This is a genomic window from Saccharothrix luteola, from assembly GCF_020859565.1.
GTDB classification, from domain to species: domain Bacteria; phylum Actinomycetota; class Actinomycetes; order Mycobacteriales; family Pseudonocardiaceae; genus Actinosynnema; species Actinosynnema luteola.
This window is the reverse complement of the sequence record NZ_JAJHUO010000020.1, coordinates 174,354-195,510: the sequence shown is the minus strand read 5'-3', so window position 1 is coordinate 195,510 and position 21,157 is coordinate 174,354. Positions and strand designations below refer to the sequence as shown.

16 protein-coding genes are annotated in these 21,157 nt (G+C 73.6%); 7 read left to right on the top strand and 9 right to left on the bottom strand.

From position 1 onward, the window contains the following. Position 1: 1 nt before the first annotated feature. Complete coding sequence (locus LNK82_RS27445) at positions 2–586, bottom strand: ArsR/SmtB family transcription factor (protein ID WP_230569891.1); 585 nt, start codon at positions 584–586, stop codon at positions 2–4. A gap of 297 nt (positions 587–883) precedes the next feature. Between LNK82_RS27445 and LNK82_RS27440 the strand changes: the two genes are divergently transcribed. Continuing rightward, the gene (locus LNK82_RS27440; protein ID WP_230569890.1) at positions 884–1,588 is read left to right on the top strand and encodes a DUF2306 domain-containing protein; all 705 of its coding nucleotides are present in this window, start codon (positions 884–886) and stop codon (positions 1,586–1,588) included. Here the strand turns inward: LNK82_RS27440 and LNK82_RS27435 are convergent. The 3 genes from LNK82_RS27435 to LNK82_RS27425 all read right to left on the bottom strand — a co-directional run bounded on the left by LNK82_RS27435 (position 1,562) and on the right by LNK82_RS27425 (position 3,832). Beyond that, positions 1,562–2,053 carry a methylated-DNA--[protein]-cysteine S-methyltransferase gene (locus LNK82_RS27435; protein ID WP_230569889.1) on the bottom strand — a complete coding sequence of 164 codons (492 nt, stop codon included), beginning with the start codon at positions 2,051–2,053 and terminating at the stop codon, positions 1,562–1,564. The genes LNK82_RS27440 and LNK82_RS27435 overlap by 27 nt on opposite strands. 15 nt (positions 2,054–2,068) lie before the next feature. After that, a complete protein-coding gene (locus LNK82_RS27430; protein WP_230569888.1) occupies positions 2,069–3,529 on the bottom strand; it encodes an AlkA N-terminal domain-containing protein in 1,461 nt (486 codons plus the stop codon). A 138-nt stretch (positions 3,530–3,667) separates the two neighbouring features. Beyond that, the gene (locus tag LNK82_RS27425) at positions 3,668–3,832 is read right to left on the bottom strand and encodes a hypothetical protein (RefSeq protein WP_230569887.1); all 165 of its coding nucleotides are present in this window, start codon (positions 3,830–3,832) and stop codon (positions 3,668–3,670) included. Positions 3,833–4,147: 315 nt separating this feature from the next. On the opposite strand from LNK82_RS27425, the gene LNK82_RS27420 reads away from it, so the two are divergent. Both LNK82_RS27420 and LNK82_RS27415 read left to right on the top strand, forming a co-directional pair. After that, entirely contained in the window at positions 4,148–8,203 is a 4,056-nt protein-coding gene (locus LNK82_RS27420) for a WD40 repeat domain-containing protein (protein WP_230569886.1), read from the top strand. A gap of 182 nt (positions 8,204–8,385) precedes the next feature. Further along, positions 8,386–8,859 carry a DUF2165 domain-containing protein gene (locus LNK82_RS27415; RefSeq protein WP_230569885.1) on the top strand — a complete coding sequence of 158 codons (474 nt, stop codon included), beginning with the start codon at positions 8,386–8,388 and terminating at the stop codon, positions 8,857–8,859. Positions 8,860–8,924: 65 nt separating this feature from the next. Here LNK82_RS27415 and LNK82_RS27410 read toward each other — a convergent pair whose 3' ends face one another. The 4 genes from LNK82_RS27410 to LNK82_RS27395 all read right to left on the bottom strand — a co-directional run bounded on the left by LNK82_RS27410 (position 8,925) and on the right by LNK82_RS27395 (position 14,799). Beyond that, positions 8,925–10,373, bottom strand: coding sequence for a carboxylesterase/lipase family protein (locus LNK82_RS27410; protein ID WP_230569884.1), 1,449 nt, complete (start codon positions 10,371–10,373; stop codon positions 8,925–8,927). A 75-nt stretch (positions 10,374–10,448) separates the two neighbouring features. After that, complete coding sequence (locus tag LNK82_RS27405; RefSeq protein WP_230569883.1) at positions 10,449–11,024, bottom strand: TetR/AcrR family transcriptional regulator; 576 nt, start codon at positions 11,022–11,024, stop codon at positions 10,449–10,451. Positions 11,025–11,095: 71 nt separating this feature from the next. Beyond that, entirely contained in the window at positions 11,096–13,489 is a 2,394-nt protein-coding gene (locus LNK82_RS27400; RefSeq protein WP_308257276.1) for a helix-turn-helix transcriptional regulator, read from the bottom strand. Then, positions 13,486–14,799 (bottom strand): Hsp70 family protein, encoded by a 1,314-nt coding sequence (locus LNK82_RS27395; RefSeq protein WP_230569882.1) that lies wholly within the window; start codon positions 14,797–14,799, stop codon positions 13,486–13,488. Before LNK82_RS27395 ends, LNK82_RS27400 begins: the two co-directional genes overlap by 4 nt. A gap of 225 nt (positions 14,800–15,024) precedes the next feature. Here LNK82_RS27395 and LNK82_RS27390 point away from each other — a divergent pair, with 225 nt between their 5' ends. The 3 genes from LNK82_RS27390 to LNK82_RS27380 all read left to right on the top strand — a co-directional run bounded on the left by LNK82_RS27390 (position 15,025) and on the right by LNK82_RS27380 (position 19,276). Further along, positions 15,025–15,945, top strand: coding sequence for an IniB N-terminal domain-containing protein (locus LNK82_RS27390; protein WP_230569881.1), 921 nt, complete (start codon positions 15,025–15,027; stop codon positions 15,943–15,945). A 119-nt stretch (positions 15,946–16,064) separates the two neighbouring features. Then, on the top strand, positions 16,065–17,876 hold the full coding sequence (locus LNK82_RS27385) for a dynamin family protein (RefSeq protein ID WP_230569880.1): 1,812 nt from the start codon (positions 16,065–16,067) through the stop codon (positions 17,874–17,876). Continuing rightward, entirely contained in the window at positions 17,873–19,276 is a 1,404-nt protein-coding gene (locus LNK82_RS27380) for a P-loop NTPase family protein (protein WP_230569879.1), read from the top strand. The genes LNK82_RS27385 and LNK82_RS27380 overlap by 4 nt, the downstream gene beginning before the upstream one ends. Before the next feature lie 18 nt (positions 19,277–19,294). Here LNK82_RS27380 and LNK82_RS27375 read toward each other — a convergent pair whose 3' ends face one another. After that, entirely contained in the window at positions 19,295–20,110 is an 816-nt protein-coding gene (locus LNK82_RS27375) for a LysR family transcriptional regulator (RefSeq protein ID WP_230569878.1), read from the bottom strand. A 76-nt stretch (positions 20,111–20,186) separates the two neighbouring features. On the opposite strand from LNK82_RS27375, the gene LNK82_RS27370 reads away from it, so the two are divergent. Beyond that, on the top strand, positions 20,187–21,044 hold the full coding sequence (locus LNK82_RS27370) for a PhzF family phenazine biosynthesis protein (protein WP_230569877.1): 858 nt from the start codon (positions 20,187–20,189) through the stop codon (positions 21,042–21,044). Positions 21,045–21,157 lie beyond the last annotated feature (113 nt).

Here is a 21,157-nt window from a genome sequence, read left to right as displayed (position 1 = left end):
GTCACTCCTTCGGGATGCTGGGGTGGACCGCGACGACGACGCGGTGCGCGCGTCCGCCGGGGGCGGCTTCGTCGTGGTACTTGGCGACCAGGGTCGTGACGGCGGTGGCCAGCTCTTCGGCGAACGCCGCGCGGTCGGCGGCGGTGGCGAAGCGGACCTCGCCGTCCAGGGCGAAGGTGGCGACCTTCTTGTCGGCCTTGGCGGCGCCGGTGAGGAGGTTGCCGACGTCGCGGACCAGCCGTGCGGCGACGGCCAGGAGCCAGCGGGCCGAGAGGCGGTCGGGCGCGCGTCCGGGGTCGGGCTGGACGGCGGCGAGCGCCGTGGGCGAGATGACGTAGGACGCGGCGGTGGCGCGCATGACCCGTTCGGTCATGTTGCCCTTGCGGCGTTCCTCGGCCAGCTCCACCAGTCCGTGCTGCTCCAGGGTGCGCAGGTGGTAGTTGACCTTCTGCCGGGGCAGGCCGATCCTGGCCGCCAGCATGGTCGCCGAGCTCGGCTCGGCCAGTTCGGCCAACAACCTCGCCCGCACCGGGTCCAACGAGACCTCGGCCACCGCCGGGTCCTCGATCACTGCCACGTCCAACATGCCGCAACCCTCCCACCGACAACTCTCCTCGTCAAGACAAACTTTCTTTTCCGTCCGCGCGTGTCGAACACTCAGGTCCCGCGTGTCGAACACTCAGGACCACCGTGTCGAACGCTCAGGACCCCCGAGTTCCACATCCGGAACGTTGAACTCGGGGGTCCTGGAGGTTCGACACGCGGGCGCTGAGCGTTCGACACGCGGGACCTGAAGGTTCGACACGCGGGCGCTGGAGGTTCGACACGCCGGTGGTGCGTGGTTGGTGCGGGAGTGGTGCGCGGGGGTGGGGAGGGTGCGGGCATGGGGAAGACGAAGTGGTACCGGCGGCCCTGGGTGGCGCCGTTCGCGTTCTTGGTGTTGGTGTTCGTGGCGTTCTCGCTGCCGCCGTACTTGACGTTGGACCCGGCGTTGTCGCGGGTGCCGGAGCCGCCCGCGCACCCGTGGCACTTCCCGGTGCTGGTGGCGCACGTGGTGTTCGGGTCCGTGGCGATCCTGACCTGCGTGGTGCAGGTCTGGCCCTGGTTCCGGCAGCGGTTCCCGGTGGCGCACCGGCGGGTCGGCCGGGTCTACGTGCTCGGCGGTGTGCTGCCGGCCGGGGTGACGGCGCTGGCCATCGGCGCGGTGTCGCCGTTCGGGCCGCTCAACCAGGCGGGCAACGTCCTGATGGGCTCGCTGTGGCTGGCGTTCACCGTCGCGGGGTTCCGGATGGCCCGGCGACGCCGGTTCGTCGACCACCGCCGGTGGATGATCCGCAGCTTCGCGCTCACCGCGTCGATCATGACCAACCGGATCTGGGGCGCCGTCGCCACGATCACGCTCTCGCCGCAGCTCGACACGACGTTCGGCGGCAGCGAGGTCGCGCTGGTGCAGGCGATCTCGGGGATGGCCGCGTGGCTCGGCTGGGTGATCCCGCTGCTGGTGGCCGAGTGGTGGCTGGAACGCGGTGACGCCCGGAAGCGCCGACCGCGGACCGGGAGGTCAGAGCGGCAGCCGGTAGCTGTCTGACCCCTGCTCGAAGTCGAGCAGGTGCCGCTTGCGCTCCAGCCCGCCGCCGTACCCGGTGAGGTCGCCGTTCGCGCCGACCACCCGGTGGCACGGCACGATGATCCCGATCGGGTTGCGGCCGTTGGCCAGCCCGACCGCCCGCGCGGCCGACGGCCGGCCGAGCCGCTGGGCCAGTTCCCCGTACGTCACGGTCTCGCCGTACGGGATCTCGGCCAACGCCCGCCACACGGTCCGCTGGAACGGCGTCCCGATCAGGTCCAACGGCAGGTCGAACACCGTGCGCGTGCCAGCGAAGTACTCGGCCAGCTGCACGACCACGTCCCCGAAGGGCGAGGGGTCCTCCGGGCCGAACGCGTCGTCGGCCGGCCGGTGCCGCTGTTCGGTCATGTAAAGGCCCGACAGCACGCCGTCGTGCGCGACCAGCGTGAGCGGTCCGACGGGGCTGTCGACGGTGGTGTGGCTCATCGGTGGAACGTCCTTTCAGGCGGGCAGCCGGTTGACCGCGTGGTCACCGGTGGCCCAGAGGTACTGGACGGCGTAGGCCCGCCAAGGGCGCCACGCCCGGGCTCGCCGCACGAGGGCGGCGGGGGTGTCGGGCAGGCCGAGGGCACGGGCGGCGACGCGGATGCCGAGGTCGGTCGGGGTGAACGCGTCCGGGTCGCCGAGCGCGCGCATCGCGATCACCTCGACCGTCCACGGCCCGAACCCGGGCAGCGCCAGCAGGTCCGCGCGGGCCTTCGCCCAGTCCGCGCCGACGCCGAGGTCCAGCGTGCCGCCGGCCAACGCCTCGACCAGCGCGCGGAACGCGGTCCGGCGCGCCTGCGGCACGGCCAGCACGGCGGGGTCCAGCGCCGCCAGCGCCTCCGACGTCGGGAACAGGTGCGTCAACCCGCCGTCCGCGATCGGGTCGCCCGCCGCGCGCACCAGCCGACCGGCGTGCGTGCGGGCGGCGGCCGTGGACACCTGCTGCCCGAGCACCGCGCGCACCGCGAACTCGGCGGCGTCCACGGTGCCCGGCACGCGCCGCCCCGGACCCGCGTCGACCACGGGCGCGAGCAGCGGGTCCGAGCGCAGCTGCTCGTCCACCGCGACCGGGTCGGCGTCGAGGTCGAGCATCCGGCGGCACCGGGCGATGGCGATCGACAGGTCGCGCAGGTCGCTCAACGCCAGCTTGCACGCCACGTGGTCCTCTTGCGGCGTCAACGACACCACGCCGTGCCCGCGCGGCAGCCGCAACGTCCGCCGGTACGCGCCGTCACGCCACTCCTCCACCCCCGGCACGCCCGTCGCGGCGAGGTGGCCGAACAGGTTGTCCGGCCGCAGCGGCGCGCGGAACGGCAGCCGCAGCGACAGCACGCCCGGCGTGTCGGGCGCGGGGGGCCGCCTGCGGGTGCGCAGGTCGGTCGGCGACAGCGCGAACACCTCGCGCACCGTCTCGTTGAACGCCCGCACGCTGGCGAACCCGGCCGCCGGCGCGACCTCCGCCATCGGCAACGCGGTCGTCTCGATGAGCAGCCGGGCGGTCTGCGCGCGTTGCGCCCTGGCCAGCGCCAACGGCCCCGCGCCGAGCTCGGCCAGCAGCAGCCGTTCGACCTGCCGCACGCTGTAGCCGAGGCGGACGGCGAGCCCCGGCACGCCTTCCCGGTCCACCACGCCGTCGGCGATCAACCGCATCGCCTTCGCCACCGAGTCGGCGCGGTGGTTCCACAACGGCGAACCGGGCGACGCGTCGGGCCGACACCTCTTGCACGCCCGGAATCCCGCTTGTTGCGCCGCCGCGGCGCTCGGGTAGAACCGCATGTTCTCGACCTTGGGCGGCGCCACCGGACAACTCGGCCGACAATAGATCCGGGTGGTCAGGACGGCGGTGAAGAACCACCCGTCGAACCGGGCGTCTTTCGACCGCACGGCCCGGACACAACGTTCCGCGTCTTCGTGCACGACACCAGCATCGGTCAAAGCGGGGGCCCGTGGCCGGCGGAAATGCGACATGGCGGAAAACTCCGCCGGGCCGGTCGCGCCGCACCGCGCTGTGCGGCGCTCCCGGAGGGCGGCGACGCCCTTCGGCCGGACACCGGACTAGTTGTGCGCCGGGGCGGCGAGCCGGGCCAGCAGGTCCAGCCTCACCTCGGCCCGGTCGCGGCCGTGCGCGTCGAGCACCGTCCTCAGGATCGGGCAGACCCGTGCTTCACCGGGGACACCCCGGTCCTCACGGGCCGTGACCGGCTGACGGGTGGTCCGCACCGGGTCAACTCCGGTCGGGGCGGCACGTCGCCGCGCCGTTCCACCGAGCGGGCCGGTTCGGAGCGCATCGCTGAGAAGACCCCCAGGACCCCTCAGCGACGATCGAACCGCCACTCGCGGTAGTTGCCTGCGAAACCACTTTGACCGGTCCCTTCGCACAACTCGTCGACGTCACCGGAACGTCCCGCTCAGCTTGTCAGCGCAAGTCGTTAGGGTGGACCGAGAAGAGCACCACCGGTCGACAAACGACCTGTTCACGCGCTCACACCCGGTTTTCCGGTCCGGAACACCGGACCTCTAGGAGGCACGCCGCGGATGGCTGGTTCCGGTCAGGGGTCAGGCCCCCGTGCCGTGTTCGCGGAGCGGTTCGCACTGCTCTACGCGGAGGCGGGCGACCCACCTCTGAAGAAGGTGACCGAGTCGGTCGGCCGCGCCCGGCGTGCCGACGAGCGCGGCAGACCGATCCGGGCGACCGCGCAACGGGTCAGCGACTGGCGCCGGGGGCGCAACGTGCCCGCCCGGTTCTCGGCACTCTCGGTAGTGCTTGAAATTTTGATCGGTGAGGCCAGGAAGGCGCGCCCGAAGCCGCCGGTGGCCGGGTTGTACGACCTGGACGCGTGGCGCGCGCTGTGGGAGGAGGCGCTGGCCAGCCCGGTCTCGTCGCCCGACGACGAGGACCCGCCGAGCTCCGGCGAGATCGGTGTGTGCCCTTATCGGGGATTGGCCGCGTTCCAACCCGAGGATTCCGGTTGGTTCTTCGGGCGGGAACGCAGCACGGCCGCGCTGGTGTCCCGGTTGGGCAATGCCGCGGACACCGGCGGAATCGTGATGCTGGTCGGCGCCTCGGGCGCCGGAAAATCGTCGTTGGTGCGCGCCGGGGTCATTCCCTCCATTCGCGACGGCGCGTTGGGCCACCCGGGCTCGACGAATTGGCCGTCGGTGGTCATAACGCCCGGCGCGGACCCGCTGAAGGAATTGGTCCGGCAGGTCCCGGAATTGGCCGAGATCCTGGACATGGCGCTCACCCTGGACGGGATGGACCAGGACCTGGTGGCCTCCGGGCAGGGTCCGCACACGTTCCTCGGGCAAACGCTGATGGGCGTGCTGCGGTTCGCCGCGCAGATCCGGGCGGCGTTCGCGGCGTACGCGGCGCGGCACGGCGGCGACCGGGTGGTGGTCGTGGTCGACCAGTTCGAGGAGGCGTTCACGCTGTCCTCGGACGAGAACCGGTTGCAGGTGTTCGTCCAGGCGCTGCACGTGGCGTGCACGCCCGCGGCGCCCGGCGGCACGCCGCCCGCGCTGGTGCTGGTCGGCGTGCGGGCCGACTTCTACGGCCGCTGCCTGGCGTTCCCGGAGCTGGCCGACGCGCTGCAGGACCGGCAGATGGTGCTGGGCCCGATGACGTCGGCGGAGCTGCGGGAGGCGGTGTCGCGGCCCGCGAAGGCCGCGGGCCTGCAGCTGGAGCCGGGGCTGATCGAGCTGATGCTGCGCGACCTGGGCGTGCGCAGCGGGCGCGCGCAGGCGCGGGCGGGTCAGGGCGCGTACGACGCGGGCGCGCTGCCGCTGCTGTCGCACGCCCTGCTGGCCACGTGGCAGCGCCGGGCCGCGGGCAAGCTGACCATCGCGGGCTACCGCTCGGCGGGCGGCATCCAGGGCGCGGTCGCGGCCACCGCGGAACGGGCTTGGGCCGACCTCGCGCCGGAGGCGCAGCAGGCCGCGCGGCCGTTGTTGCTGCGGCTGGTGCGCGTCGGCGAGGACACCCAGGACACCCGCCGCCGCTCGACCCGGCACGACCTGGTCGGGCAGGCCGCGAACCGGGCCGCGGGCGAGGAGGCGCTGGAGGTGCTGGCCCGGGCCCGGCTGGTCACGCTCGACGCGGGCTCCGTGGAGATCACGCACGAGGCCCTGTTGCAGGCGTGGCCGCGGCTGCGCAGCTGGATCGACCAGGACCGGGAGGGCCAGCTGCTGCGGCAGCGGCTGGAGGAGGACGCGGCGACGTGGGCGGGCCAGGACCGCGACTCGTCGCTGCTCTACCGGGGCGCGCGGCTGGAGACCGCGCGGCACTGGGCGGACGCGGCGGGTCCCGAGGGGCTGACCGGGACCGCCCAGGACTTCCTCGCCGTGTCGATGCAGTACCGCAGGCGCGCCGCGTGGGGCAGACGAGCGGCCGTGGCCTGCGTGGCCGTGCTCGCGCTCATCGCCGCGACCGCCGCCGTGCTGGCCGTGCGGCAGCGCGACGACGCGGTGTTCCGGCAGGTCGTGGCCGAGGCGGACCGGTTGCAGGAGTCCGACCCGTCGCTGTCGGCGCAGCTGGCCCTGGTGGCGCACCGGATGCGGCCCGACGACCGGGAGGTGCAGACCCGGCTGCTGTCCGCGCAGTCGACGCCGCTGGCGGTGCCGCTGGTCGGGCACACCGGCCCGGTGTACCTCACCTCCTACTCGCCCGACGGGAAGTTCCTGGCCACCGCGAGCTTCGACCAGACCGTGCGGCTGTGGGACCTGCGCGACCCGGACAACCCCAAGCCGCTCGGCTCACCGCTGCCCGGGCACCGCAGCTGGGTGACCTCGGCGGTGTTCAGCCCGGACGGCAGGACCCTGGCCACCGCGGGCGACGACGCCACCGTGCGGCTGTGGGACGTGAGCGACCCGGAACGCCCGCGCTCGCTCGGCGAGCCGTTGCGCGGCGACAACGGCACCGTCTACCTGCTGGCGTTCACGCCCGACTCCCGGACGCTGGCCACCGCCAACGGCGACCGCACGGCGCGGCTGTGGGACGTGAGCGACCCGGCCGAGCCGAAGCGGCTGGGCGAACCGCTGCGCGGGCACACCGGGCAGGTGCGCGCGGTCGCGATCAGCCCGGACGGCGCGCTGCTGGCCACCGGCGGCGACGACCGGACCGTGCTGCTGTTCGACGTGCGCGACCCCGCCAACCCCCGGCGGGTCGGCGAGCCGATCACCGGCTTCGACAACACCGTGCACTCGCTGGCGTTCAGCCCGGACAGCCGGCTGCTGGCGGGTGGTAGCGAGGACCACAGCGTGCAGCTGTTCGACGTGGCGGACCCGGCGGCGCCGAGGCCGGTCGGACGGCCGTTGATCGACCACGTCGAGGGCGTGTGGTCGGTGGCGTTCAGCCCGGACGGCCGGGTGCTCGCGGCGTCCGGCGCGGACGGCACCACGCGGCTGTGGAACATCACCGACCCGGCGCACGCCACCCCCCTCGACCGGCCGCTGACCGGCCGCAACGGCATCGTGTACGCGGTGTCGTTCAGCCCGGACGGCCGCACCCTGGCCACCGGCAGCCACGACTCGGTGGTGCGGCTGTGGTCGCTGTCGCACAGGCTCATCGGGCACTCGGCGCGCACCATCGGGCCCCGCTACACCCCCGACGACCGCCACCTGGTGTCGGCCGGCGAGGACGGGACAATCCGGGTGTGGGACACCAGCGACCCGCGCAAGCCGACGTCGACCGCCCTGCTCTCGCACGGCGCGGGCGTGTGGTCGCTGGCGTTGAGCGAGGACGGCCGGACGCTGGCCAGCGTGAGCGACAAGACCGTACGGCTGTGGGACCTCACCGACCCGGACGACCCCAGACCGCTCGGCGATCCGATCAAGGTGGGCACCCGCTACAGCTCGCCGGTGGCGTTCCGGCCCGACGGGAAGGTCCTGGTCACCGGTTCCGACGACAACTCCGTGCAGCTGTGGGACCTCGGCGACCCGGAGAAGCCGAAGCCGCTGGGAGGCGCGCTCGTCGGCCACGGCGAGTACGTGCACTACACCGAGTTCACGCCGGACGGCAAGACGCTGATCACGGCGAGCGCGGACAAGACCGTGCGGCTGTGGGACGTGACCGACCCGGCCACCGCCCAGCCGATCGGGCGCCCGCTGACCGGGCACAGCGGCGCGGTGCGCGCGGGCGACTTCAGCCCGGACGGCCGGACCTTGGCCACCGCGAGCGACGACGGGGAGATCCGGCTATGGGACCTGACCGTGCCGAACCGGGTCAAGCCGATCGGCGAGCCGCTGACCGGCCACGTCGAGGCGGCCGTGACGGTGGCGTTCAGCCCGGACGGCCGGACGCTGGCCAGCGGCGCCGAGGACCGCACGATCCGGCTGTGGGACGTGCACGACCTCCAGCGGCCCGCACCCCTGGGCCAGGGGCTGACCGGGCACAACGGCGGGTTGCGGGAAGTCGTGTTCAGCCCGGACGGCCGCCGGCTCGCGTCCACCAGCTCCGACAGCACGGTCCGGGTGTGGGACCTCGACCTGCCGCACGTGATCGGGCGGCTCTGCCTCAAGACCAAGGGCGTCCTGCCGGAGGAGCGGTGGGAGGAGCACCTGCCGCAGCTGGACTACGAGCCGCCCTGCCCCTGAGCGGCGCCGACCCCGAACCTCCGACTGGTTCGGACCGCACCGGGACGCGGTCGGCCGGGTCGTGCGCACGCCCGCGCCGACCTGCGGTTCGAGGCGTTCCCGGGCCGGCGGAGGTGAACTCCGCTCATGGACTTCCGGCGGATCCTGACTACGTTCTGCAGATCATGCGTTTACTTGCCGGGGTGGGGAGCCTGAAGGCGGCGATCACCGCGCTGACCGGGATCACCGCGCTCTACATGGGTCTCGTGGTGTTCGGGAACATCACCGACTACGAGACCAACCACGCGTTCGTCCAGCACGTGCTCGCGATGGACACCACGTTCGGCTCGCCCGCGACGTCGTGGCGCGCGATCACCGATCCGACCGTCGTGACGGTGGCGTACGTGCTGATCATCGCCTGGGAGGCGGTCACCGCGCTGGTGCTGCTGGCCGGCCTGGTGGCGTGGCTGCGCCGCCGCGAGGAGGTGGCGCGCCGGCTGTCGTCCACGGGCTGGGTGATGCAGGCGCTGCTGTTCGGCGGCGGTTTCATCGCGATCGGCGGCGAGTGGTTCGTGATGTGGCAGTCCAAGGACTGGAACGGGTTGTCGGCCGCGTTCCAGAACTTCGTGATCGCCGCGCTCGGCCTCGTCCTGCTGCACGCGGGCAAGCGCGACTGACCTTCCCCCGTCCACACCGGACCGGAGGCCGCCTCCCCTCGTGGCGGCCTCCGGTCCGGCCTTCCCTACTCGTCCTCCCAGAAGTCCAGCCGGTGCTCGGCCCGGTAGTCCACGCCGGTGATCGGGCCCGGCACGAGCGACTGCACGTGCCGCCCCTCGGCGAACGCGGGCCAGTGCGGCAGGCCGTTCGCGCCGTCGCCGTTCGGGTCGCCGGTGCGGGCGAAATCGGTCCAGTACCGGATCATCGCGTCCGACAGGTCGCGCTGGGGGCCCGCCGACTCCTCGTCCGGGAACAGGTAGCCGATGTCGGTGCTGTGGCTCGCGCCGCTCGGGGAGGCCGCCGGGTCGGCGAACTCGAACGCGAACGTGGGCGTGTGCGCGGACAGCAGCTCGTGCTGCCGGAACGTCGGTCGCGCCCACACCCGGTCGGTCAGCACCGCCGCCCACGCCCGGCTCGGGCTCTCGAACGCGCTCAGCGGGTACTCCCGCGCCACCTCTGCCGCGCGGTCGCCGAACGCCGCCGCGAGCAGGCGCGGGTAGTCCTCGGCCGCGACCGGACCGCGGAAAATCTCCACGATGCCGCGGTGCTCGTGCCTCGTGTTGCCGGCCAGCACGGGCACCCTCGCGATCTCGCCGGTGGCGAACGCCTCGACGGGCAGCGCCGGCAGGTCCTCGTTGCCGTGGCCGAAGGGCTGGAAGATGTTCATCACCTGCGGGTGGTCCAGCAGGGTCTCGACGGGCAGGCCGCGCAGGCACTCGACGTCCGCGCAGCCGAGCTCGGCGGCGACCCCCTGCCCGATGCCCTGGATCTCGGCCGTGTCCCGCCAGGCGAGCCACGGCAGCGCGCCCAGGTCCGGGTACCACGCCTCCGCGGGCAGGTCGACCAGCGCGAACCCGCTGTGCATGATCGCCTTGTGGAACAGGCCGCGTGACTTCGGCGAGATCAGGTGCGCCGCGGTGGCCGACGCGCCGTAGGAGACGCCGAACAGCGTGACGTTGCCCGGGTCGCCGCCGAAGCCCTCGGCGTTGCGCCGCACCCACTCCAGCGCGGCGCGCTGGTCCTGCAAGCCGAACGCGCCGGAGCCCGCCAGGCCCGGCAGGCCGAAGCCGCCGAACACGCCGAGCCGGTAGTTGAACGTCACGACCACCACGTCGCCCTTGGTGGCCAACGCGGTGGCGTCGAAGTGGTGGCCCGCGCCGATCGCGCCGTCGCCGTGCACCCAGACCATGACCGGCCTGCGGCCCGTGGTGGACGGTGTGGTGACGTTGAGGAACAGGCAGTCCTCGTCGGTCGCCCTGGTGTCCGAGTAGGACGAGCCGACCTGCGGGCACGGGTTGCCCGGCCTGGTGGCGTCCCGGATCCCGTCCCAGTCCGCCGCCGGGCGCGGCGACCGCCAGCGCAGCTCGCCCTTCGGCGGCGCCGCGTACGGGATGCCCTGGAAGACGGTGTGGTCGGCGTGCGCGACACCGCGCACCTCACCGCTCTCCACCGTCGCGATGTCACGTCGTCCCACGTCGTTCCCCCCGCATGCCGTCACGACCAGGGCGGTTGTCGCCGTGATCAGTGCTCGCGTCCCCCGACGCATGGGTCACCCCCTCGTGGTGGCGAGCTCCACCGCGGTGACGAGCTCGCGTTCGCAGAGGTCGAGGTCGACCTCCGGGTGATCGGCCGCCCTGGCCAGCACCCCGTTGCGCAGGGCCAGGACGAAGATCGCCATGGTGTCCGCGTCGAACTCGCGGAACTCGCCGCGCCGCTGCCCCTCCCGGAGCAGGTCTGCCATGCCGCGGTGGTCGTCGTCGGCGCTGTCGACCTCGGACACGTGCGGGCGGACCTGCGCCAACGCCACCATGTGCGCCCGGTGGGCGCGCATGAACCGCAGGTTGGCGCTCAGGAACGCCCGCAGCTCGCCCGCCGCGGTGGGGCTGTGGTCCATCCGCTCCAGCACGAACGCGGCGAACACCCGCCTGACCTGCGCGTAGACCTCGTCCACCAACTCCTGCTTGCCCTTGAAGTGGTACGAGATCAGGCCCGTGCTGCTCAGGCCCGCGCGGGCGGCGATCTGCTTGAACGAGGTCGCCCCGTAGCCGAGCTCGGCCAGCGCCTCGATCGCCGCGGCGACGATCTGCGCCCGTCGTGCCTGCTCGGTCACGGACTTTGCTCGCATGAGCAAAAGTTAGCATGGCTGAGCAAGATCGTGGGCGGCCGACGAGGAACCGCAGGTCATTGGGTGTGCGACTAGCCGACGATCTGACGGAGCTGGTCCAGCAGCTCCGCCCGGCTGGTGCAGCCCAGCCGCTGCCGGATGCGGGCCACGTGGTGCTCGACCGTCTTCGCCGAGATGAACAGGCGGTCGCCGACCTGCTTGTAGGTCAGCCCGCCGACGACCAGCTCGGCCACTTCGCGCTCGCGGTCGCTGAGCTTGCCCGCGTCGGCCTCGACCGCCGGTTCGGGCTGCTTGCGCGTGGTCGCGGCGGTGCGCCCTTGGAGCAGTCGCGCGCAGTCCAGCAGCCGCACCATCGCCTGGCGGTCCGACGTCCTGATCGCGGCCTGGCCGGCGAGCCTGGCCGCGTCCCACCACTGGCCGACGGCCTGCAGGCCGCGCGCGGACTCCTCGACCTGGTCGGCGTCCACCTTGCCCGCCACCACGTCGAGCCAGCTCTCCGCCGCCGTCGACACGATCCCGGCGTACCGGCTGCGGTCACGGCACGCGGCCAGCGACGCCGCGTGCTCCTCGGCGACGGACGTCTCCTCGGCGATGATCGCCGCGTGCAGCGCGCTCCAGTGCAGCGGCACGGCCCAGAGGCCCGGCTCACCCAAGTCCCGCAACAGGTCCCGCGCGGCGGAGAGGTGCGGCGCTAGCCGGTGCTGGTCGCGCAGCCGTGCGGCGGCGGTGGCGAACTCGCCGAGCGGCAGGAACGTGAACAGGTCGACGGGGTGCCTCAGCACCGCCTCGTGCGCCTGCTCCCACGTCCGCTTCAACGTCGCCAGGTCGCTGTTGCGCCGCGCGACGCCGATCTCCAGCGCCACCGCGAACAGCCAGTCCCGCGGTTCCAGCGGCCGACCGACCTTCCGCAGCGCCACCAGCGCTTCCCTGGCCTGCGCGAGGTTGCCGCGCTGCATCGCGATCCACGCCCGCAGCAACCGGTGCCGCACGACCATCAGCGCGCCGCCCGACGACGTCGCCATCGCCCGGTCCAGCACCGATTCCGCGACGCCCGGCTCGCCGCTGTGCAACGCCACCAGCGCGGCCAGCGCGGCGGGCGTGTCCGGCAGCAGCACGGCCCGCCCGGCCGGTTCGAGCAACCCCGCCGCACGCACCAAAGTGGACAGCGCGGTGGTCGCGGACGACGTCACCGACTCCACGACGCCTTGCGCCATCAGGGAAGCGCCGCCGTCGAGCATCGTCGGCGGCGCGACGGGCAGCGGCGCGGTCGGCAACCGCCCCGTGCCGACCTGGCCGACGACCGCGAACGCCGAGGACGTCGAGCTCGGCGACCACCGGTGCAGCTCCGTGCTGCGGGCCAGCTGGCCCCGGTGCGCCAGCGCGATCGCGGCCACCTCCGCCGCCGCGCCCCGGTGCTCGACGTCGCCGCCGGAGATCACCTGGTCCGCGAGCCGCATCGCCGCGTCGAGGTCGCCCGCCATGGCCGAGGCCACCGCCCGCCGCACGGCGACGTCGGGGCCGGCCGTGCCGATGGCGGCCAGCAGCCGTGCCGCCAACGCCGGGTCGGTGGCCAACGCCTCGTCGGCCGCCGCCCGGAACGCCTGCGCCATCTCCGGCCCGACGACACCGGCCTGGTTGCCCGCCCCGCCGACGCCGATCAACGGCCGCACCAGGTCGAGCACCGGCCCGCCGGACGCCAGCTGCAGCTGGGCCAGCCGCTGCCGCACGGCGATCCGCCGGTCGGTCCGGCTCAGCGACGCCACCGCGAGCCGGGCGACGGGCAGCAACGTCCCGTCGGCCGCGACCAGGCCGGTGGCCCGTCCCGCCTCGATCACGTCGCCGACCGCGTCCGCGTCGACCCCGAGCAGCCCGCCGAGCAGGTCCAACCGCAGCGCCGCGCCCGCCTCGGCGGCCAGCAGGTACTTCCGCACGTCGGCGTCCAGCCAGTCCAGGTCGGCCCGGAACGACGCCACCACCTCGGGCGTCACCTCCGCCGCGGCCAGCCCGGCCAGCCGCCGCACGAACCGCGGCACGCCGCCGGTCTGCTGGTGCACGAAGTCCACCAGGCCGCGGGCGGACGCGGGCAGCACCGCGCGCACCTGCTCGCGCGTGAACGGCTCCAGCATCAACGACGGCCGCGCCCGCCCCAACGACTCGGCCAACGCCGCCAGCGCGCGCGACCGCGGCCACGGGCGGTAGGCCACCACGACGTTCTCGTCCCCGCGTTCGACGAGGGAGCGCAGCGCCAGCAGCTCGGTGTCCGGCAGCAGGTGCGCGTCGTCCACGACCGAGGCCGGCACGCCGGCGTCCCCGAACGCCCGCGTGATCTCCCGCAGCACGGTGGTCTTGCCGTACCCGCCGGGCGCGACGACCCCGAGCCGCAGCACGGAACCGTCCGCGATGGCGGCCAGGACCTGCATGACCTGCTGGGACAACACCGGGCATGTGGTCGTGCTCGGGCTCAACGGCCATCCTCGCTGTCACGGGCGCGGCGCCCACCGGTCGGCACGAGCCCGCGCACGACGCGCTTCACGGTGCGCCGTTCCGGCAGGTCGAGCGGTGTGATGTCGACGGGCGGGCGGGGCGGCGGCGCGGTGAACTCCGCGTCCGGCGCGTCCAGGCCACCCACGGGGAACCTCAGCGAAGGGTCGTCGTCGCGCACCATGACCGAGGTCTCGGTCGGCTCGGGTTCGGCGTCGGGCCCGACCACGAGCCTGCGCGCGGCCAGCGCCGCGCCCTTCACCACCGACGTCTCGGGCGCGGCCTCCAGCACCACCCGGCCGGGCACCGAGGCCGCGACCAGCGGGATGCGGGCGCTGCCGCCGACGAGCACGGTCATCTCCACGCCGCCGGACACGACGCGGTCGAACACCGCGACGGCCTGCTCCACGTCCGGGCGGATCAGGTCCTCGAACTGCGCGCGGGTGATCGGCACGTCCACCGGCCCGGACGGCAGGTGCACCGGGATCGACGTCTCCACCGTGCCCGACAGCATCCGCTTGGCCGCCTCGCAGTCGCGGCGCAGCCTGCCGAACAGGCCGCGGGTGCGGGGGTCGTCGGCGTCCAGTTCGGCCAGCTCCCGCCCGAGAGAGGTCCGCACGTGCGAGAACACCGCGTCGTCGAAGTCGACCCCGGCGGCCTGGTCGACCCCTTCGACGGCCTTGAGCAGCTCGAACCCCCGGCCGACGACGGACGCGCCGAACCCGTGGCTGCCGAGGCTGAACACGCCCAGCGACCCGGCGAACGACCGGCTGTACGCGTGGTTCTCGGCCGCCGCGACGGGCTCGGGCACCAGCGACGCCGCCACGCCGACCGAGCGCAGCGCCCGGTGCATCAGGCCCTTGGCGTGCGCGCCCCAGCCGGGTGGGTGCGCGAGCACGACGTGCGCGGGCCGTTCACCTTCCCGCGCGGCGACCTGGTCGGCCACCCACATGACCATGAGCGCGGTCAGCTCCTCCGCCATGCACTGCTCGGCGTCCGCGTCCCTGAAATCGGGCGACAGCGGATCGGGCCCCAGCACGATCGGCACCGCGTCGCCGACCCGGCGGGCGAAGCCGGTCGCGGTCCACCGCGGGTCGCCCGGCTCGCCGACCGCGAACGCGCCGTCGGGGGTGAGCTGCAGCGTCGACGCCACCCCGCCGCCCGGACCTCCGAGGCCGACCACCTCGGGCTCGGCCCGCCCGGTCCCGCCCAGCCTGCACACGGCGGCGGCGGTGCGCGTGGTGCCCACGTCGACCCCGAGGACGTACGGCAACTCGGAGCCTCCCTCACTCACCTGAACGAACTACCGGCAGTACCTACACGGGTTACGAGATGGTCACAAGGTCATCCCCTAATCCCCTAGGGAGTGAACGAGAACCACCCCATCGTGGTTGCGGTATCTACCGGGAGTAATCCCCGATGGCCGGCGATCCCCCCGCCCATACCTTGATCACCAGGCCGGGCCCCCACCCCTGCCGGGCCGGCCACCCGCGTCCAACTCGACCAGGAGACATCCATCATGGGCTCCAGCCCCAACACGCTGCACGACTTCGTTCTCGACCTGCTCAGCGACCCGACCGCGCTGGCCGACTTCCAGGCCGACGCCGAGGGCACCCTGGCGAGGGCCGGCCTGAGCGACATCAGCGCCCTGGACGTGCAGGAAGTCATCCCGCTGGTGCTCGACTACGTGCCGACCGGGGGCCTGCCCGCCCTCGACGGCTCGCTGCTCGAGGACCTGCCGCTCGACCTGGTCGACGCAGGCCAGGCCGGCGCGATCTTCCAGCTCAAGGCCGTCACGGACCAGCTCGCGGTGTCGGGTGCCACCGGCGCCGGCGACGTCAAGGCCGCCGTGGCGGGCACGCTCAGCGCGGACGCCGACGGCCTGTCGGTCTTCGGCGGCGTGTCGAGCTGGGACCTGCTCGACGGCGCCGCCTCGGCGGAGCTGACGATCGAGGGCGACTTCTCCGCGGTGGGTGACGTGACCGACACCCTGGACGGCACGCTGCACACCGCCACCGGTCAGGTCTCGGACCTGACCGCCACGGCGACCGGCACGCTGGACGGTGCCGTCGCCACCGCGGGTGGGGTCACCGGCTCGCTGCCGGACGCGGACGGCCTGACCAGCACCGCGTTCGGCACGCTCGACACGCTGCACGGCGTGGTCGGCAACGTGACCGGTGGCCTCACCAGCTCGCTGCCCGTCGGCGACCTCGGCAACGTGGCCGGGCTCGGCGACACGCTCGGCGTGACCGGCTCCGCGCACGGCTCGGCCGAGTTCGACACCCACGGCGCCGCTCCCCTGTCCGACGTCACCGGTGCGGTCGCGGGCGTGGCGGACACCGCCGGCGTCGGCGGCGTCGTGAGCAACGTCACCGGCACGGTCGACAGCCTCGACCTGCCCGTCGTCGACTCGCTCGACGTGGACAACCTGCTCTTCTGAGACTGATCCACCACCGGAGGGCCGGTCCTGTCCACTCGACGGGACCGGCCCTCTTCTTGTGCGCGGAACGTACGCGGACTTTCACCCGGACGGGTTTTACCGGCACACTCTGCCGGGTGATGTCCGCGCCTTGGCTCGACGTGCTCGACGACACGATCCGGGCTTGCGCTGCGCACAACCGGCCCGACCTGGCCGAACGGTTGCGCGACAAGCGCGCCCGCCAGCTGGACCCCAAGCTCCGCGTGCTCGTGATCGGCGAGCCGAAGCAGGGCAAGAGCCAGCTCGTGAACGCGATGGTGAACGCCCCGGTGTGCGCGGTGGGTGACGACGTCACCACCACCGTTCCCACTTTCGTGCAGCACGCGGAGACCCCGTCGGCGGCACTCGTGCGCGGCGCGTCCATCGCGAACACCCCCACCGAACGCATCCCCGTGCCCCTCGACGAGCTCGCCAACCAGGTGAGCGCCACCCGGCGCCACGGCGGCGACGTCGTGCGCGCCGAGGTCGGCATCCCCCGCGCCCTGCTGGACTCGGGCCTGGTGCTGATCGACACGCCGGGGGTCGGCGACCTGCGGCCCGCGCACACGGCGAGCACGTTCGCCGCGCTGCTCCAGGCCGACGCCGTGCTCATGGTCTCCGACGCGACGGCCGAGCTGACCGGGTCGGAGCTGGAGCTGCTCAAGCAGGTCATGACGTCGTGCCCCAACGTGATCGTGGTCCTCACCAAGATCGACATCGCGGCGCAGTGGCGGCGGGTCGTCGAGCGCAACCGGGCGCACCTGGCCCGCGCCGGCGTGACCGCGAAGCTGGTCCCGGTGTCCGCCGCGCTGCGCCTGCGCGCGGCCAAGACCGGTGACAAGGCGCTCAACGCCGAGTCCGGCTTCCCCGAGCTGCTCACCTGCGTGCGGCAGGACATCGTGGCCGCCGCCGACCACCTGGCCCGCCGCACGGTCGCGGTCACCGCCGCGTCGGCGATCAAGCAGCTGGTCGCGCCGGTGCGCGAGGAGCTGACCGCCGCCGTCGCGCAGGGCCCGGAGAAGACGATCGCCGCCCTCAACGAGGCCCAGCGCCGCATCGACGAGCTGCGCCGCCGGTCCGCGCGCTGGCAGACCGTGCTGGCCGACGAGATGGCCGACCTGGTCTCCGACATCGAGTACGACCTGCGCGACCGCACCCGCAGGATCATGCGCGAGGTGGACAAGACGTTCGAGACGGCCGACCCGGCGCTGGGCTGGGACAAGTTCGAGGCCTGGCTGGAGGACAACCTCACCGAGGCCGCCACCACGAACTTCGCCTGGCTGCTCGACCGCTCGGAGTGGGTGGCCGAGAAGGTCGCCAAGAGCTTCCCGGTCGTCCGCGACGACCTGCTGCCCGAGTCGATCTTCCCGGACGACGTGCTGGACCGGGTGGCGCCCATGGACAAGCCGCTCATCGAGAAGTTCAGCGTGATGCAGAAGGCGTTCACCGGCCTGAAGGGCTCCTACGGCGGCGTGCTGATGTTCGGCCTGGCGACGAGCCTCGCCGGGATGCCGCTGATCAACGCGATCTCGCTGGGCGCGGGCGCGCTGTTCGGCGGCAAGTCGATCATCGACGAGAGCGACCAGCGGCTGCGCCGCAGGCAGGCCGCCGCCAAGGCCGCCGCGGCGCGGCACGTGGACGACTTCTTCATCAAGTTCAGCAAGGACTGCCGCGACGCGGCCCGGCACATCCAGCGCAGCCTGCGCAACCACTTCGCCACGCTGGCCGAGGAGTTGCAGGAGACGCTGCTCGAATCGGCCCGCAGCGCCCGCCGCGCGGTGCAGGACGACAACACCGAGCGGGACCGCCGCAACCGCGACGCCAAGCGGGAGCTGGACGACCTCGTGCAGCTCTACCAACGGGTCCAGGCCCTCGCGGGAGGTCAGGCGCCGCCGCTGGGGATCAGCGCATGACGTCCGCGGGCGAGGCCGCGCCCGGCGTGACGCTGGAGGACGAGGTCTGGGCGTTGCTCGAGGACGCCCTGGTGGTCTACCGGGACAGCCCGCGCGCGGTCGCGTGGCTGCGCGGGCACCAGGCGCGGTTCGGCGAGCCGGTGCGCGTCGCCGTGGCGGGCGCGCCGCGCTCGGGCAAGTCGACCGTGGTCAGCGCGTTGATCGGCGAGGAGTTCGTGCCGACCGGCGCCACCACGTGGTACCAGGACGGGCCGCGGCCCAGGGCGCACGTCGGCCAGTACGAGGCGCCGGTGCTGCGCCGCGACGGCAAGGCGTTCGTCGACGCGCCGGACGCCGAGCGCGTGACCGTGGAGTGGCCGTCGCGGTCGTTGCGCGACCTGACCCTGATCGACACGCCGGCGGGCGCGCCGGTCGAGCAGGTCTACGGCGAGGCCGACGCGGTGCTCTACCTGACCAGGCACCTGCACACCACGGACGTGCGGTTCCTCCAGACCGCGCACGACCACCCGGTGGCGCGGGTCGCGCCGGTGAACACGGTGCTGGTGCTGTCGCGGGCCGACGAGATCGGCGGCGGGCGGATCGACGCGCTGTCGTCGGCCAAGCAGATCGCCCGGCGGTACCGGCGCGAGGCGACGGTGACCCCGTTGTGCCAGAACGTGGTCGCGGTGGCCGGGCTGCTCGCGGTGGCCGCGCGCACCCTGAAGCCGGAGGAGTTCACCGCGCTGGCGGCGCTGGCGTCGTTGGCGCGCACGGAGTTGGACGGCCACCTGCTGTCCGCGGACCGGTTCGTCGGCGAGGACTTCCCGGTGCGGCTGGACCCGGCGGTGCGGCGCGGGCTGGTGGACCGGTTCGGCATCTTCGGCGTGCGGCTGACGACGACGTTGATCCGGCAGGGCTTCGACACGCAGGTGAAGCTGACCGGGCAGCTGGTGCAGCGCAGCGGGCTCGGTGAGCTGCGCGACTCGATCGGCGTCTACTTCACCGAGCGCCGGGAGGTGCTCAAGGCGCGGGCGGCGCTGCTGGGGTTGGACGTGGTGCTGCGCGCCGAACCGCGGCCCGGGTCGATCGGGTTGGCGGCGGCGGTGGAGCGGATCCTGGCTTCGGCGCACGACTTCCGGGAGCTGAGGTTGCTGGCCGCGTTGCAGGGCGGGCGCACGCGGCTGCCCGGCGACCTGGAGGCCGAGGCGTCGCGGTTGGTCGGCGGGTCGGGCACGAACCCGGTGGTGCGGTTGGGGATGGAGCACGAGCCGACCGAGGGCGAGTTGCGGCGCGCCGTGCTGGACGCGCTGGGGCGGTGGCGCGAGCACGCGGTGGACCCGGCGCTGGACCACGGGCAGCGGCGGGCGGCGGCGGTGGTCGTGCGCAGTTGCGAGGGGATGCTGGCGCAGCCGGTGGCGTGACGGCCCTCGGCGCGTTGCTCAGCCGAGCGCCGCCGCGACGGCGCGGACGGCGGCGGAGGGCGTGCGACGCGGGTCCGTGACCAGGAACAAGGTGCTGTCGGGCAGTTCGCGGACGCGCTGGAGCGTGCCCGCGTCCAGCTGCTCGGCGACGGCGACGCGCGGGAGGACGGTCCAGCCCAGGCCGGCCACCGCGCACGACCGCACGGCCTCGATGCTGCCGAACCGGGTGATGCTCGGCGTCGCGGGCAGGTCGCGCACGAACCGGTCGCTGTAGGAGCAGCCCTCCTCCAGCAGGAAGTACCGCTCGTCCAGCACCACGCCGGGCGCGGACACCAGCTCGATCGGCTCCACGCCGATGGCGGTGACCTTCAGGCCCGGCGCGACCAGCGAGTCCTCCAGCGCCAGGGCCAGGTCGAGGGTGCCGTTGCGGACGCCGGCCAGGGCCTGGCGGGTGCCGGCCGGCGAGAGGTGCACGGAGATGCCCGGCCAGCGCATGGCCACGTCCGCGACGCGTTGCGGCAGCCGGTAGGCGCAGACCGACTCGGGTGCGGCTATCCGGACGTCGCCCTCCACCGCCGTGCTGCCGCGCACGGCGTCGCGCAGGCGCTGCTCGGCGGTGAGCACCTCGCGGGCGTGCTCGACGGCCTGCCGGCCGGCCTCGGTCAGCCGGGCGCCGCTGGGCAGCCGGTCGAACAGGCGGGCGCCGAGGTGCCGCTCCAGGGCTTTGACCTGGCTCGTCACCGTGGATTGCACGAGGTGCAGCTCCGCCGCGGTGGCGGTGAAGCTGCCCGTGCGCGCGAGCACCAGGAGGGTGCGCAGGAGGCGGGTGTCCACCGCATCGACAATACCGATCGGATCCATCGCAGGGAATCGTTGGACTCGATGATGGGTGGTGGGAGACGCTGTCCGCATGAACGACGTGCATCAGACGGCAGTGCGGGAAGCGGACGTGCTCCGCTACAGCGCTTTCACCACCGACCCCGCCGGCGGCAACCCGGCCGGTGTCGTGCTCGACGCTACCGGCTTGGCCGAGGCGTCGATGCTGGAGATCGCCGCCGCGGTCGGCTACTCCGAGACCGCGTTCCTGTTCCCGCGCGGTGACGGGGCGGAGTTCGACGTGCGGTACTTCAGCCCGTTGGTGGAGGTGCCGTTCTGCGGTCACGCGACCGTGGCGTCGGCGGTCGCGCTGGAGCGGACGGGGACGCTGCGGTTCCACACGCCGGCCGGGCTGGTCGAGATCGCCGCGACGCCGGGGAGGGCGAGCCTGACCAGCGTGCCGACGTCGTCGACGCGGGCTTCGGCGGGGGACGTGGCGGAGGCGTTGCGCGCGCTGCGGTGGTCGGCCGACGACCTCGACCCGCGGTACCCGGCGCACTGGGCGTTCGGCGGGGCGCGGCACCTCGTGCTGGCGGTGCGCACGCGGGAGCGGTTGGCGGCGTTGGACTACGACTTCGACGCGCTGGGCGACCTGTTGCGGGCCAACGACGCGGTGACCGCGCAGCTGGTGCACCAGCGGAGCGAGGACGTCTTCGACGCGCGCGACCCGTTCCCGGTGGGCGGTGTGGTGGAGGACCCGGCGACCGGGGCGGCCGCGGCGGCGTTCGGCGGCTACCTGCGGGCCATCGGGCAGGTCGACCGGCCGCGGTCGATCACCATCCACCAGGGCGTGGACCTGGGTCGGCCCAGCCTGTTGGAGATCGCGGTCTCGCCCGAGGACCCGCGGGTCACCGTGACCGGGGCAGCGGTGCGGATCCCCGTCACCCCCTGATCAAGCGACGGGGCCGCCGGTCGCTCACTGGAGCAGTCGCGACCAGCGGCCCCGAACGGGGTGGGGACGTCCGCCTCGCACCCCCTGGCTCGTCCCGGCACCCGTGGCGCGGG

Bases quoted from the DNA above. Each gene is read 5' to 3' on its own strand.
- LNK82_RS27370 (WP_230569877.1), top strand. From the start codon at position 20,187: ATGAACGACGTGCATCAGACGGCAGTGCGGGAAGCGGACGTGCTCCGC.
- LNK82_RS27445 (WP_230569891.1), bottom strand. From the start codon at position 586: ATGTTGGACGTGGCAGTGATCGAGGACCCGGCGGTGGCCGAGGTCTCG.
- LNK82_RS27385 (WP_230569880.1), top strand. From the start codon at position 16,065: ATGTCCGCGCCTTGGCTCGACGTGCTCGACGACACGATCCGGGCTTGC.
- LNK82_RS27405 (WP_230569883.1), bottom strand. From the start codon at position 11,024: ATGCGAGCAAAGTCCGTGACCGAGCAGGCACGACGGGCGCAGATCGTC.
- LNK82_RS27420 (WP_230569886.1), top strand. From the start codon at position 4,148: ATGGCTGGTTCCGGTCAGGGGTCAGGCCCCCGTGCCGTGTTCGCGGAG.
- LNK82_RS27440 (WP_230569890.1), top strand. From the start codon at position 884: ATGGGGAAGACGAAGTGGTACCGGCGGCCCTGGGTGGCGCCGTTCGCG.
- LNK82_RS27435 (WP_230569889.1), bottom strand. From the start codon at position 2,053: ATGAGCCACACCACCGTCGACAGCCCCGTCGGACCGCTCACGCTGGTC.
- LNK82_RS27380 (WP_230569879.1), top strand. From the start codon at position 17,873: ATGACGTCCGCGGGCGAGGCCGCGCCCGGCGTGACGCTGGAGGACGAG.
- LNK82_RS27390 (WP_230569881.1), top strand. From the start codon at position 15,025: ATGGGCTCCAGCCCCAACACGCTGCACGACTTCGTTCTCGACCTGCTC.